The 13,841-nt window shown below is 62.1% G+C and carries 10 protein-coding genes; 3 read left to right on the top strand and 7 right to left on the bottom strand.

The window, feature by feature from the left end:
• The first annotated feature begins 232 nt into the window (after positions 1-232).
• Both TU82_RS03655 and lpxH read left to right on the top strand, forming a co-directional pair.
• Positions 233-736 (top strand): peptidylprolyl isomerase, encoded by a 504-nt coding sequence (locus TU82_RS03655; RefSeq protein WP_057721741.1) that lies wholly within the window; start codon positions 233-235, stop codon positions 734-736.
• Positions 733-1,482 (top strand): UDP-2,3-diacylglucosamine diphosphatase, encoded by a 750-nt coding sequence (gene lpxH, locus TU82_RS03650; protein WP_057721740.1) that lies wholly within the window; start codon positions 733-735, stop codon positions 1,480-1,482. Before TU82_RS03655 ends, lpxH begins: the two co-directional genes overlap by 4 nt.
• A gap of 156 nt (positions 1,483-1,638) precedes the next feature.
• On the opposite strand, the gene TU82_RS03645 is transcribed toward lpxH, so the two are convergent.
• From TU82_RS03645 to TU82_RS03615, 7 genes are all read right to left on the bottom strand, one after another.
• A complete protein-coding gene (locus TU82_RS03645) occupies positions 1,639-3,168 on the bottom strand; it encodes a DHA2 family efflux MFS transporter permease subunit (protein ID WP_057721739.1) in 1,530 nt (509 codons plus the stop codon).
• Entirely contained in the window at positions 3,168-4,367 is a 1,200-nt protein-coding gene (locus TU82_RS03640; protein ID WP_057721738.1) for an HlyD/EmrA/EmrK family protein, read from the bottom strand. Before TU82_RS03640 ends, TU82_RS03645 begins: the two co-directional genes overlap by 1 nt.
• 15 nt (positions 4,368-4,382) lie before the next feature.
• Positions 4,383-5,834 carry an efflux transporter outer membrane subunit gene (locus TU82_RS03635; RefSeq protein ID WP_057721737.1) on the bottom strand — a complete coding sequence of 484 codons (1,452 nt, stop codon included), beginning with the start codon at positions 5,832-5,834 and terminating at the stop codon, positions 4,383-4,385.
• Positions 5,831-6,304, bottom strand: a complete 474-nt coding sequence (locus TU82_RS03630) for a MarR family winged helix-turn-helix transcriptional regulator (protein WP_057721736.1) — start codon at positions 6,302-6,304, stop codon at positions 5,831-5,833. The genes TU82_RS03635 and TU82_RS03630 overlap by 4 nt, the downstream gene beginning before the upstream one ends.
• A gap of 238 nt (positions 6,305-6,542) precedes the next feature.
• Complete coding sequence (locus TU82_RS03625) at positions 6,543-10,229, bottom strand: translocation/assembly module TamB domain-containing protein (protein WP_057721735.1); 3,687 nt, start codon at positions 10,227-10,229, stop codon at positions 6,543-6,545.
• Entirely contained in the window at positions 10,229-11,956 is a 1,728-nt protein-coding gene (locus tag TU82_RS03620) for an autotransporter assembly complex protein TamA (RefSeq protein WP_057721734.1), read from the bottom strand. The genes TU82_RS03625 and TU82_RS03620 overlap by 1 nt, the downstream gene beginning before the upstream one ends.
• A 64-nt stretch (positions 11,957-12,020) precedes the next feature.
• Positions 12,021-12,671: a GNAT family N-acetyltransferase gene (locus TU82_RS03615; protein ID WP_057721733.1), complete on the bottom strand. Its 651-nt coding sequence runs from the start codon at positions 12,669-12,671 to the stop codon at positions 12,021-12,023.
• A gap of 169 nt (positions 12,672-12,840) precedes the next feature.
• On the opposite strand from TU82_RS03615, the gene xthA reads away from it, so the two are divergent.
• Entirely contained in the window at positions 12,841-13,653 is an 813-nt protein-coding gene (gene xthA / locus TU82_RS03610; protein WP_057721732.1) for an exodeoxyribonuclease III, read from the top strand.
• Positions 13,654-13,841 lie beyond the last annotated feature (188 nt).

Here is a 13,841-nt window from a genome sequence, read left to right as displayed (position 1 = left end):
CAGGTGGGGCCAGATAAAACAAAGGGCTCATAATAGCCGATGCAGTCAAGACACTGACAGGCTGGCACCAAAAACTGCTGTTTAATTACTGCTTTTGTGGCCGGGGCGGTAAAAAACCACCTCGAAATTCCTGCCGGGCACGCTAAACTGCGCGCCTTGGCTGTCGTTTAAGCCAGACAGGTAAGGTGCCCAGGCACTCAAACCCACGAATTCCCTGAAAAGAGTAGTGAACATGACTCAAGTCAAACTGACCACCAACCACGGTGACATCGTCATCGAGTTGAACGCCGAGAAAGCGCCGATCACCGTCGCCAACTTCATCGAGTACGTCAACGCCGGCCACTACGAAAACACCGTTTTCCACCGTGTCATCGGCAACTTCATGATCCAGGGCGGTGGTTTCGAGCCCGGCATGAAAGAGAAGAAAGACAAGCGCCCAAGCATCCAGAACGAAGCGGACAACGGCCTTTCCAACGACAAGTACACCGTCGCCATGGCCCGTACCATGGAGCCGCATTCGGCCTCCGCACAGTTCTTCATCAACGTGGCCGACAATGCCTTCCTGAACCACAGCGGCAAAAACGTGCAGGGTTGGGGCTACGCGGTGTTCGGTAAAGTCACCGAAGGCCAGGACGTTGTCGACAAGATCAAAGGCGTGTCCACCACGTCCAAAGCCGGTCACCAGGACGTTCCAGCCGAAGACGTGATCGTCGAGAAAGCCGAGATCGTTGGGTGATATTGCTGATTTCAGACTTGCATCTGGAAGAGGAACGCCCGGACATTACCCGGGCGTTTCTGGATCTGCTCCACGGCCGCGCCCGTGGCGCCCAGGCGTTGTACATTCTGGGGGACTTCTTCGAAGCCTGGATTGGCGACGATGGGATGACCGCGTTCCAGCGTTCCATCTGTGACGCGCTGCGCGAACTGAGCGAAAGCGGCACCCCGATTTTCATCATGCACGGCAACCGCGACTTCCTGATCGGCACGGCGTTCTGCAAAGCCGCAGGCGCCAGCTTGCTCAAGGACCCGAGTGTCGTGCAATTGTACGGCGAACCCGTGCTGCTGATGCACGGCGACAGCCTTTGCACCCGCGACCTCGGCTATATGAAGCTGCGGCGCATCCTGCGCAACCCGATTGTGCTGTTTATCCTGCGCCACCTGCCCTTGAGCACGCGCCACAAACTGGCGCGCAAATTGCGCAGTGAAAGCAGCGCCCAGGTGCGCATGAAGGCCAACGACATTGTCGATGTCACCGCCGAAGAAGTACCGCGGGTGATGCAGCAGTTCGGCGTGCGCACCCTGGTCCACGGCCACACCCACCGCCCTGCCATCCATAAGTTGCAGATTGGTGAGCAGGCGGCCAAGCGGATTGTGCTGGGGGATTGGGACAAGCAAGGGTGGGCATTGCAGGTGGATGAGCAAGGTTTTCAACTGGCGGCGTTTGACTTCGTCAATCCGCAGTTGGCGTTGCCCGGCGCTTGATCCGCAGCACCACTGATCCCATGTGAACAGAGGTCAAACTGTGGGAGGGGGCTTGCCCCCGATGAGGGTGTGTCAGTTGATACATCTGTAACTGACCCACCACTATCGGGGGCAAGCCCCCTCCCACAGTTGATTGCATTTCACAATCCGTTCGGATCAGTGGCCGCTAGCCGCAGGCCCCGCTTTCGCGGTAAACGGCGGCTTGGCCAGCCACACCAGCAGCATCAACCCGGCAAAGATCCACCCCATCAAGGTGAAATAGTCCACGGTGGACATCATGTAGGCCTGGCTGGTGAGGATCTGGTCCAACTGCGCATACGCTTTGTGCCCCGCCCCGCCGAGCGCCTGTATCGCGTCGCGCGTGGCCGAGTCATAAGTGGTCATGTTCTCGCTCATGTACGCATGGTGCTGGTCGGCGCGGCGAATCCAGATCCAGGTGGTGAGCGAGGCCGCGAAGCTGCCGCCCAAGGTGCGCAGGAACGTTGCCAGCCCAGCGCCGTCGGCAATCTGCTGCGGCGGCAGGTCGGACATCAGGATGCTCAGGGTCGGCATGAAGAACAGCGCCACGCCGATCCCCATGAACAACTGCACCAGGGCGATGTGGGTGAAATCCACCTCATTGGTGAAGCCCGCGCGCATGAAACAGCTCAAGCCCATCGCCAGGAACGACAACCCCGCCAGCAGGCGCAGGTCGAACTTGTGCGCGTATTTGCCCACGAACGGCGACATCAGCACCGGCAGGATACCGATCGGCGCCACCGCCAGGCCGGCCCACGTGGCGGTGTAGCCCATCTGGGTTTGCAGCCACTGCGGCAGGATCAGGTTGATGCCAAAGAAGCCCGCGTACCCGCCGATCAACACAATGGTGCCGATGCGAAAGTTGCGGTAGGCGAACAAACGCAGATTCACCACCGGGTGCTTGTCGGTCATCTCCCAGATCACGAACACCGCCAGGGCGATCGCCGAGATCACCGCACCGATAATGATGAAGTTGGATTCGAACCAGTCCAGGTCATTGCCCTTGTCGAGGATGATCTGCAAGGCGCCGACCCCGACGATCAGGCTCAACAACCCCACATAGTCCATCGGCTGGTAGCTGGTGACCACCGGGCGCTTCTTCAACTGCGCACGCACCACCATCACCGCAAAGATGCCGATGGGCACGTTGATGAAGAAGATCCACGGCCAGCTATAGCTGTCGGTGATCCAGCCGCCGAGGATCGGCCCGGCAATCGGCGCCACCACCGTGACCATCGCCAACAGCGCCAGGGCCATGCCGCGCCTGGCCGGCGGGTAGACCGCGATCAGCAGCGTCTGGGTCATCGGGTACAACGGCCCCGCCACCAGCCCCTGCAGCACGCGAAAGCCGATCAACTCGGGCATCGAGGTGGAAATACCGCAGAGGAACGAGGCCAGCACGAACAGCAGGGTCGCCCACAGGAACAGCTTCACCTCGCCGAAGCGCCGGCTCAACCAACCGGTGAGCGGCAAGGCGATGGCGTTGCTCACCGCAAACGAGGTAATGACCCAGGTGCCCTGCTCCGAACTCACGCCCAGGTTGCCGGAAATCGTCGGCAACGCCACGTTGGCGATGGTGGTGTCGAGCACCTGCATGAAGGTCGCCAGCGACAGCCCGATAGTGGCCATCAACAGGCTGGGTGGCGTGAACGAGGCGTTATTGCTCATCAGCGTTGCGCAGCCTTGGGAGCGGCGACGCTGTTGTCATGGATCAACTGGTTGATCATGGCATCGGCCTCGGCCAGTTGACGGTCATACACGTTGGTGGTGAACGAGGCCTTCTGCGGCGGCTGTTGCGCCAGGACCGGGCCGCTCTGGTCGTGCAGGTCCACATTGACCACGGTGCTCAAGCCAACGCGCAGCGGGTGTTTGGCCAGCTCCTCAGCATTGATATGGATGCGCACCGGCACACGCTGCACGATCTTGATCCAGTTGCCGGTGGCGTTCTGCGCGGGCAACAGGGCGAACGCGCTGCCGGTGCCGGCGCCGAGGCTGTCGACGGTGCCGCTGTACTTCACGTCGCTGCCGTAGATGTCCGACTCGATGTCCACCGGCTGGCCGATGCGCATATCACGCAACTGGGTTTCCTTGAAGTTGGCATCGATCCACAGTTGGTCCAGCGGTATCACCGCCATCAGCGCGGTACCCGGCTGGACGCGCTGGCCCAGTTGCACGGTGCGCTTGGCCACATAGCCAGTGACGGGCGCGATCAAGGTGCTGCGCGCGTTGGTCAGGTAAGCCTGGCGCAACTGCGCGGCGGCGGCTTGCACATCCGGGTGGGACGAAATCACCGTGTCATCCACCAGGGCGTTGGTGGTTTTCAGTTGCTGCTCAAGGTTGGTCAAGGCGTTCTTCGCCGCGGTCAGGCTATCGCGGGCGTGGGACAGTTCTTCCTGGGAAATCGCGCCGCCCTGGGCCAGGGTCTTGCGTCGGTTGTAGTTGTCCTGGGCCGTCTGCACGTCAGCCTTCTGCGCGTTGACCTGGGCTTTCATGCCATCGACGTTGCTGTACAAGCCACGCACCTGGCGCACGGTGCGGGCCAGGTTGGCCTGGGCACTTTGCAGGCCGACGGCGGCGTCGTTGGGGTCGAAGTTGACCAGCACCTGGCCTTCGTGGACCAGGTCGCCATCGTCGGCGCCGATGCTGACCACGGTGCCGGTGACCAGCGGGGTGATTTCCACCACGTTGCCGTTCACATAGGCATCATCGGTGCTTTCATTGAAGCGCCCGTACAACTCGTACCAGGCCCACACGCCGACGGCACCGAGAATGACGATCAGCGCCAGGCCGATCAGCATGACTTTGCGTTTGCGCGGGTTGTTGTCTTTAGGTTGTTCAGTTGCGTTGTTGTTGTCGGCAGTGGCCATGACAAATACCTCAAATTATTCCGTGCGGGTGGCTGGGGCGGTCGCGGCCACGCTGTTGGCGTCGAACCCGCCGCCCAGGGCCTGCATCAATTGAATCGACAGATCGATCTGCGCAGCATTCAGGCTTGCCAACTGACGCTGGGCCTGCAGCAATTGCTGCTCGATGCTGAGCACATCCAGGTAATTACCGATGCCGGAGCTGTAGCGCTGCACCCCGGTGTCGTAGGACTGTTGGGCGATGTCGGCGGCATGTTGCTGCGCCTGGATCTGCCGCCCGGTGTCGCGCAGTTGCGACAGGGTGGTGCCGATATCGCCGAGGGCTTGCACCAGGGTCTTGTTGTACTGGGCCACGGCCAGGTCGTAATCGGCGTCGCGGGCATCGAGGTCGGCGCGCAGGCGGCCGCCATCGAAGATCGGCAGCGACACGGTCGGCGCAATGTTGAAGAAGCGGCTGGCCGAACCGAACATGGCGTCCCCCAGCAACGACTCGGCGCCGGCGCTCGCGCTCAGGTTGAGGTTGGGGTAAAAGCGCGTCTTGCTGGCGGCGATGTCCTTGCTCGCGGCTTCCACCCGCCAGCGGGCGGCGATCAGGTCCGGGCGTCGGCCGAGCAGCTCGGCAGGCAGCACCGACGGCACGGCAACGGCAGCGGGTTTCAACACCGCCGGGCGGGCCAGTTCATTGCCACGGTCCGGGCCTTTGCCGAGCAATACGGCGAGGGCGATCCTGGCGCTTTGCAGTTGTTTTTCCGCATCGATCAGCTGCGACTGGGAGCTGGCTTCAAGGCTTTCGGTCTGCTGGTACTGGTACTCGCTGTCGATACCCGAACTCAGGCGGCGCTGGCTCAGGTCGAGCATCTGACGGGTGCGCTTGAGGTCATCCACGGCCAGGTCACGCACGATGTGCGCCTGGCCCAGGTCGCTGTAGGCCTTGGCCACGTTGGCCGCCAGGGTCAGGCGCGCGGCATGCTGATCGACTTCGGCGGCGCGGGCCTGGCCCAGGGCGGCTTCCCAGGCAGCGCGCTGGCCGCCCCACAGGTCGAAGTTGTAATTGAAGCTGGCGCCGATGTTGCGCACGGTCGAGTAGGCATCGCCCTGCCCGCGCGGGTCCTGATCCTTGGCCAGGCGCGAACGGCTCACGCCGGCGCTGGCATCCAGGGTTGGCAGGCGCGCGGCGTTGGCGGCATAGGCCGCGGCTTCGGCCTGGTGGGCGCGGGCGTCGGCCACTTGCATGTCGGGGCTGTTTTGCAGGGCTTCCTGGATCAGCCCGTCGAGCTGTGGGTCGCCGAGGCTTTTCCACCAGTCGGCGCTGGGCCAGGCGGCATCCGACAGCGTCACGCCGCTCAAGGACTTGCCGGTTTGCAGGGTGTTGGCGTCCAGGCGTTGGCCTTGGGTGTCGAGGCCGCTGTAGTTGGCGCAACCGGCCAGCGTCATCGCCGCCAGCACCAGACTGAGTGCGCGTGTGTTCATTGGTTACCTACCCGCTGGATCGTGATGGGGTCACCTGCAGCGATCAGAATTTTCTTGAGGATGCGTTCCAGGGTTTCCAGCTCGCCCGTCTCAAGGACGCCGGCCAGTTGGTTAAGGGCCTGGGCGCCGATGTGCGGCAGCATGTCCGCCAGGCGCTGGCCATCGGCGGTCAGCACCAACTGCACCTGGCGGCGGTCCAGCTCGGAACGTTTGCGGCTGAGCAAGCCTTTCTGCTCCAGCCGGTCGAGCATGCGCGTCATCGAGCCGCTGTCCAGGGACAGGTGGCGGCACAGCTCGGCCGGGGTGTCGACACCGAACTGGGCCATGATGATCAACACCTTGAACTGCGCGGCGGTGATGCCGTGGGGTTCCATATGGGTGTCGATGATGCGGTCCTTGAGGATCGCGGCGCGGCCCAGCAACAGGCCGAGATGGCAGTTGTGGAAGTTGTCGGGGGTGAAGTGGGGCATCGAAAGTCACCTTATTACTGCCTAGGCAGTGAATGTGTGACGAGATATTACTGCTTAGGCAGCGAATGTCAAATGGAATAGTTAGGTTGCTTGGTAACTGACCAAAAACTTGAGTGAAATAAAGAACCAATGTGGGAGGGGGCTTGCCCCCGATAGCGGTGTGTCAGCTACAGATTAGCTGACTGAAAGGCCGCTATCGGGGGCAAGCCCCCTCCCACATTTTTTAACCGAGTACGGCTTAGAAGTCGCGTTTGTAGAAGATATCCAGGGAGCTGGCTACGCCTGTGGCCACTTCCAGGTACACCTTCTTGCTCAGCAGGTAGCGCAAGGCGATGGTGTTGGCCGGTTCGAACACCCCTACCCCGTAACGCAGGCTGAGTTTCTCGTTGATCTTGCCGCTGGCCACCACGGCAGTGCTGTTGCCGGTGCCTTGGGTATCCAGGTCGAAATCCTGGATGCCCAATTTATGGGCGATGTCCGAGGTCACCCCGGCGCTGCCCATCAGGCCCAGGCCCAGGGCGGCTTCGGCAAGCATGTTGTTGTCTTCACCGTTATTGGTGCGCGAACGCCCCAGCACCAGATAGGACAGCGCGTCCTCCTGAGCCATGGCGGGCTCGGAGAAGATCTGCGTGGTCGGCTGCTCGGCGCTGCCGCTCAAACGAATCCCGGCCGTGACCGTGCGGGAGGCCTCGGTGGTAACCCGCACCGCTTCGATATCCAGGAACGGCTGGTCCAGCGGCCCGGCAAACAACAACCGTGCACGGCGCACGTTGAGGCGCTGGCCGTAGGCACGATAACGGCCGTCGTTGAGCCACAGCTCGCCACGGGTGTCCATGTTGTCGCCGATATGCACATGGCCCTGCACTTTGGCGGTGAGGCCGAAGCCGGCGAAGTTGAGCTGGTCTTCGCCTACCTCCACGTCGATATCCATGGCCATGGCCATCGGCGGTTTGCCTGCTTCGGTCTGGCTGCCGACGATCACCGTGTCATCGGACACCTTGACCGTCGACGGCGGCAGCTCGCGCACGGTGATATCGCCGCGAGGGATGTGCACCTTGCCGGCAATCGCCAGCTTGTCGTCCTTGAGGCTGATGTTCAGGTCGGGGGCCACTTCCAGTACCGCGTAGGGTTCCACTGTCACCGGCAGTTGCGAGCCCTTGAGGCTGAGGTCCACCACCAGGGCGCGGCCCCAGTCGATCTGGCCCTTGAGGCTGCCCTGCCCCGCCTTGCCGCTGTGCCAGCCGCCATTAAGCTGAACGCTTTCGCCGGCGATCTGCGCCTGCAGGTTCAGGCCCTCGAGGCTGATGGGCAGTTCAGGACCTGAGACTTCACCGTCCACCAGATTCACGTTGCCGTTAACCAGGGGCGCGAGCAAACCGCCGGAGATGCGGCCATTGCCGTTGAGCTTGCCGTTGAGCTTTTCCACCATCGGCACAAAGGGTCGCGCCACGGCCAGGTCCAGTCCGGTGAGGCTGAAGTTGCCGGTGATCGGCTTGTTGGCCGGCAGCGGGTTGATCTGCGCCTGCAACAGCAGCTCGCCGAGCTTGCCGCCACGAAAGTTGAGCTGGGTATCGATGCGCTTGGGGTTGAGGGTAGTTTCCAGTTTCAGGGTGTCGTAGGGGAAATCCAGCCATTGGCCCTTGTCCCGCCCCCGCAGGTTGCCGCCACCAGCGTCTACCGAAACCACGCCCTTCGGACCGCTGGCCGGCAGGTCGAGTTGTACGTCGGCATTGAGCCTGCCCTGCCAGGCGAAGTCGTTGGGCAGGAACGCCGCAAGACTGTCGATAGGGAATTGCTTGAGGTGATAGCGCAGCTTCGGCTCGGGCATCAGGCGCTGGTCTTCGCCGCACAGGCTGGCGCCGCCGGAGACCCAGCAGTGCGCGGCGAAGGTCAGCTTGCCATCGGCCAGGCGTTCGATCTTCGCCGGGGCTTGCAGCCGCCAGTCCTGGCCACCGGCTTGTACGTCACCACTGGCCAGGCGCCCACGCCAGTTGTCTTTGTCGAGGTTGCCGTCCAGGGCCAGGGCCAATTTGACCAGCGGGCCAGTCAGGGCCAGTTGAACCTTCTGGTTCTTGATATCGCCCTGGGCGCTGGCGGTAAGGTTGCCGACTTGCGTCTCGCCGCTTTGAATGCCGCTGGCCTTGAGGTCGAGCTTGGCGCGCTGAGCGCTATCGAGGTTGGCGTCCAGGTTGAGGGTTTGCAGACGGTTGTCGGCAAAGGCCAGTTGCAGGCCCTTGAGGTCGAGCTTGCCTTGAGGGGCTTTCAAGGTGCCAGCCACCTCGAAACGCCCGTTGACTTGCCCCCGCAGTTGCGGCCAGAGCTGGGCCAGGCGCGCCAGCTTGATGTCGATCTGCCCGGCCAGGCGTTGCTGCAGACTGCCGCTGCCGTTGATGCGGTTGTCGCCCAGGCGGATGTCCAGGTTGGCGAGGGTCCATTGCTGCCCCGCGCCTTCGGCCTTGGCCGCAAATACGGCGGCCTGTCCGCGCAGGCGGCCCTTGAGGTCGAGGTCGGCGTTGAGTTTGAGCTGTTCGTTCTTGAACTCGCCTTTGCTGCGCAGCGGCCCGGCCAGGGTGCCGGGCAACTCTGCGACCCAGTACGCCGGGTTCAATGCCGACAGGTCCAGCGCGGTGTCCCAGGCGATACCGTCGGCAAATTGCAGGTTCAGGTGGCCTTCGGCCTTGCCCTGGCCTGCGCTCAGCTTCAACTCAGGCAGAAAGACTTGCTTGAGATCGCCACTGAACGGCGTAACCACATTGAACTTGCCCGCCGGGCCGTCGAGGTCAGCCTTGAGGTTGCCCAGGTAGTTGCCGTCTTTATAGGAGATTTCACCGTTGAAGGTACGCAAGGCCACTTGCGGCTCGTCGATGACCGGATAGAGGCGGTGCCAGGGGAAGTCCAGCCAGTCGATTTTGGCGTCGGCGCGCAAGCCTTGTTGCCAGTCCAGGTTGGCGCTGAGCTTGAGGCTCTGCTTGTCGCCGGCGTTCAGGTCGAGGCCGGCGATCTGTGCGCCCTTGGCATCGACCTTGCCTTGCAGCAGTAAATCCACCGGGCCTTTTTCCGCCGGTAATACTGCTTTGCCCAGCAACTGATAACCCGCTTTAAGGTCGCCCTTGGCGCTCAGGTCCAGTTGGTTGAGCTGCAAGGTGTCGGGCAGATCGGCGCTGGGCTTGAACGCCTCGGAAGTGATGCGCAACTGCGCCGGCAGGTTTTGCGCCAGAGGTTGCAGCTCGCCTGTGAGCTTGGCCGGCAGGTAGCCGCTGCTGTCGGCGTCGAGCTTGAGGGTCTTGAGCAGGTCGCCCTCGAGCTTGAGGGCGATGGTCCAGGGTGCGCCGCTCGGCGCATAGGGCAAGCTCAGGTTGCCGGTGGCATTCAGCGGCCAATCGCCGGTAGGTTGCAGCAGGCCGGAGAGGTCCAGCACCAGGTCATCGCGCTGCAGACGCACCGAGTCGATCTGCAGCCCGGCGGCGGTCCAGTGCGCGGCCAATTGCAGGCCCTTGAGTTCTTCACTGCCGTTGAACAGCAGGCTGCCGATGCGCACATCGCCCAACTGGAGGGCAACCGGCAGTTTCAGGTCGGGGAGTTGAATCGGCCCGCTGTCGCTTTCTTCGGCACTGGGGGCGAATTCCAGGCTGACCTGTTCCACATCCAGTCGGTTGATGCACAGGGCCATGCGCAGCAGACAGCCGGGCGACCAATCGAATATCGGTGCATTCAGCTCGACGCGGCTGCCGTCCTGTTGCCACAGCAGATGGTCGGCGCGCCATTGCCCGCCCAGACGCCCTTGGAAATTCTCCACGCTCAAACCTGGCACCTGGCCCAAGGCCCAACGACTGCCCGCCTGGGTGCCGAGCCCCGACCACAGCGCCAATAACAGCAAGGCGAGGATGGCGACCAGCGCCAGCCCCGCTATTTTCAAACCACGCATCACAGCTCAGGCCCCATGGAAAAGTGCAATCGAATGCCGCCCGGGTCTTCCAGGGCATGGGCCAGGTCGAGGCGGATCGGGCCCACGGGCGAGACCCAGCGCACCCCCACACCCACGCCGGTTTTCAGGCTGGGCATGTCCAGGGTGTTGAACGAGTTGCCCTGGTCGATAAAGGTCGCGATCCGCCACTTTTCAGTGATGGAATATTGGTACTCGGCGCTCAGCGCCACCATGTAGCGGCCACCGATGCGGTCGCCGCGATCGTTTTCCGGCGACAGAGTCTGGTATTCATAACCGCGCACGCTCTGGTCGCCACCGGCGAAGAAGCGCAGCGACGGCGGCACCGACTTGTAGCCATTGGTGGCACTGCCGCCCACCTGCGCACGGCCCAGGAACCGGTGGTTATCCCACAAGGTGGTCAAGCCCTTGATCGTGGCAGTGCCATACAACAGGTTGGTGTCGGAACCGAGCCCTTCCTTGGCGACCTTGCTGTCGAACATCAGGCGATAGCCGTTGTGCGGATCGATGCGGTTGTCGCTGCGCAAGTAGGAATAGCTGATGCCCGGCATCACCAGGTTGCTCAAGCCCGAGTCATTGCCCAGGCGATATTCTTCACGCTGGTATTTGAGCGAGATCACCCGCGTCCAGCCGCCGGGCAACTTGCTGTGCCATTCGGGGCCCAGGGTGAGCAGCTTGCTCAAGGTGTCGGTGTTGGCGATCTCTTCATTCTGATAGCCGCCGGCGAAACGCAATTTGTCGGTGAGCGGAGGGTCCAGCGGAATGTCATACCACAGCCCGACGTTCTGGCGCGGCGCCGACAACTCGGCTTCCCAGCCATAACTGTGGCCCTGGGGGTTGACCCAGTGGCGCGTCCAGTTGGCCCTGCCCCGTGGGCCGACATCGGTCGAGAACCCCAGGCCCAGGCCCATGGTGCGTGGTTTGCGCGTGTCCAGTTGCACGGCCACCGGAATCACGTCATTGGTCGAGGCTGTGGGGCTGGCGTCCACGCGCACGCTGTCGAAGAAACCACTGGCCTGCAGGTTCTGGTTGAGTTCGGCGACCAGTTCGGAGTCATAGGGCGTGCCAGGTTTGAACGGCACCATGCGTTGCAACAGCTCTTCGTCAAAGGGCGTGTCGCCCCTGAAGCTGACCTTACCCATGCTGTAGCGCGGGCCGCTGTCGTAAATGAGTTCGATGTCGGCCACGCCTGCTTGAGGGTCGACGGCAAGTTTCTGGCTGGTAAAGCGCCCGCTGAAAAAGCCGTAACGCGACGCCTGATTCTGGATCAGGCGCTTGGCGTCATCGTAATGGCCGTGATTGAGCACCGCGCCGGGCTTGAGATCGTCACTGGCGGGCACGCGAAATGCCTTGAGGCTCGCCGCCGGACCATCGACCCGCAGGGTGACGTTGCGCAGATGCACCGGCTCGCCTGGGTCGATGGTGAGGGTCAGGCGCGGGTTCTTGCCGCCCTTCACATCGCTGGCGATCCGGGGCTGATAGAAGCCCAGCGCCTGGGCCGCTTTGCGCGCCTGTTCTTCGGCCCCACGGCTGAATCGCAGCAGGGCTTCTTCATCACGATCGCCAACCCCGCCGATGTAGCCTTCGATGTTGGCTTTCAGCGCGTCATTTGAGGGTTTGATCCGCACGTCCAGTTCGCTTTGCGCCCATGCGCCGCAGCTTGTGAACAGCAGAATCAAGCCGCTGGTAAATCTTCCTGGAAACTTCATAGGCGCGGATGCTACACGAGCGAGAGAGGAACTTTGAACTCGGATTTATCTGAATAATTCTGTCTCAAGCCGTTGCAGCATTTAACGCCTGGGGATTGGGATGAAAAAACACATGCTCCAGGACAGGTCCTACGGCAATTTCACCGATTTCCTCATAGCCCTGACGCTTATAGAAATCCAGGTAACGGGAATTGCCCGTGTCGAGCACCACGCCCGATGAGTGCGGGTCTTCGGCGCACCAGTTATGGACCGCTTCGAGCAATTGTTCGCCGTAGTGCTGGCCTTGCAACTGCGGGTGAATGCCCAGCAACGGCAACACATGCACCGACGCTGCGGGCAGGCACGCCAACACAGCCTGATGGTATTCGAGGTAACGCCGCGTACCGCGCACACCGGTGCTCAACCACATGCGGATCTGCCAGGCCCAGCTCTCGGTGATGCCCAGGCGCCGTTGCGGCGGCGCGATGAGGGCGACGCCGATCAGACGGTCGTTGACGAACAGGCCGATGGCCGGAAGTTTCTGGAAGAAATGCTGCTTGACCAGCTCCCGCACCGTGGCGCGCACCCGCTGTTCATAACCTGGCCGCTCGGCTTCGAAGATGTAGGCGAAGGTCGGTTCGTGACGGTAGGCCTGGTACAGCAGGGAACGCGCTTCGCGGGAATAACCGCTGTTGAGCACGCGAATCTCGGCAGCGGCCGTCGAAGTGTCAGGCATAACAGTCAATCTCCTGGACGCCATTCAAAAATAGGGCGTTCTTATGGGTACGAACCTGCGCAGCGCCAGTCGTTCCCAGACAGTAGCAGCGCATGCTTCCTACCGCCACGCTGGCCCCCGTCCGACTTGTCGGCTAGCATCGCCCTTTTGCCAGACTGGACCGCCGACCATGAAAATCGTCTCCTTCAATATCAACGGGCTGCGTGCCCGCCCTCATCAGCTGGCGGCGCTGATTGAAAAGCATCAGCCGGACGTCATTGGCCTGCAGGAAACCAAGGTCCACGACGACCAGTTCCCGCTGGCCGAAGTCCAGGCGCTGGGCTATCACGTTTACTACCATGGCCAGAAAGGCCACTACGGTGTGGCCCTGCTTTCGCGCAAGGAAGCCTTGGATGTGCACAAAGGTTTTGCCACCGATGAAGAAGACGCCCAGCGCCGTTTTATCTGGGGCACCTTCGCCGACGAGAACGGCAACCCGGTCATCATCATGAACGGCTACTTTCCACAAGGTGAAAGCCGCGACCACCCCACCAAATTCCCGGCCAAGCAGCGCTTCTATGAAGACCTGCAGCAACTGCTGGAAAGCCGCTTCAGCAATGACCAGGCACTGGTGGTGATGGGCGACGTGAATATTTCCCCGCAAGACTGCGACATCGGTATCGGCGCCGACAACGCCAAACGCTGGCTGAAAACCGGCAAGTGCAGCTTCCTGCCCGAAGAGCGCGAATGGATGGCCCGCCTGAAAAACTGGGGCCTGGTGGACAGCTTCCGTCACCTGAACCCTGAAGTGACCGACCGCTTCAGCTGGTTCGATTACCGTAGCCGTGGCTTTGAGGATGAGCCCAAGCGCGGCCTGCGCATCGACGTGATCATGGCGTCCAATGGCTTGCTCCCACGGATCAAGGATGCCGGCGTCGATTATGATCTGCGGGCATTGGAAAAGCCGTCGGACCATGCGCCGATCTGGCTTGAGCTGAGCTGATCTCCCTGCCGGTGAAAATCCCATGTGGGAGGGGGCTTGCCCCCGATGGCGGTGTATCAGTTACAGATCAACTGACTGACATACTGCTATCGGGGGCAAGCCCCCTCCCACATTTTGATCTGTGATCTATCAGTCATATGTTTGCAATCCAACTGACTTAATCTCGCGGCACTCCCTTTTGCGCAAGA

This window comes from Pseudomonas orientalis (assembly GCF_001439815.1).
Classification (GTDB): Bacteria; Pseudomonadota; Gammaproteobacteria; order Pseudomonadales; family Pseudomonadaceae; genus Aquipseudomonas; species Aquipseudomonas orientalis.
The sequence above is the reverse complement of the archived record's forward strand: the minus strand, read 5'-3'. Positions and strand labels throughout refer to the sequence as shown.

Bases quoted from the DNA above. Each gene is read 5' to 3' on its own strand.
- TU82_RS03655 (WP_057721741.1), top strand. From the start codon at position 233: ATGACTCAAGTCAAACTGACCACCAACCACGGTGACATCGTCATCGAG.
- TU82_RS03645 (WP_057721739.1), bottom strand. From the start codon at position 3,168: ATGAGCAATAACGCCTCGTTCACGCCACCCAGCCTGTTGATGGCCACT.
- TU82_RS03640 (WP_057721738.1), bottom strand. From the start codon at position 4,367: ATGGCCACTGCCGACAACAACAACGCAACTGAACAACCTAAAGACAAC.
- TU82_RS03635 (WP_057721737.1), bottom strand. From the start codon at position 5,834: ATGAACACACGCGCACTCAGTCTGGTGCTGGCGGCGATGACGCTGGCC.
- TU82_RS03630 (WP_057721736.1), bottom strand. From the start codon at position 6,304: ATGCCCCACTTCACCCCCGACAACTTCCACAACTGCCATCTCGGCCTG.
- TU82_RS03625 (WP_057721735.1), bottom strand. From the start codon at position 10,229: ATGCGTGGTTTGAAAATAGCGGGGCTGGCGCTGGTCGCCATCCTCGCC.
- TU82_RS03620 (WP_057721734.1), bottom strand. From the start codon at position 11,956: ATGAAGTTTCCAGGAAGATTTACCAGCGGCTTGATTCTGCTGTTCACA.
- TU82_RS03615 (WP_057721733.1), bottom strand. From the start codon at position 12,671: ATGCCTGACACTTCGACGGCCGCTGCCGAGATTCGCGTGCTCAACAGC.
- xthA (WP_057721732.1), top strand. From the start codon at position 12,841: ATGAAAATCGTCTCCTTCAATATCAACGGGCTGCGTGCCCGCCCTCAT.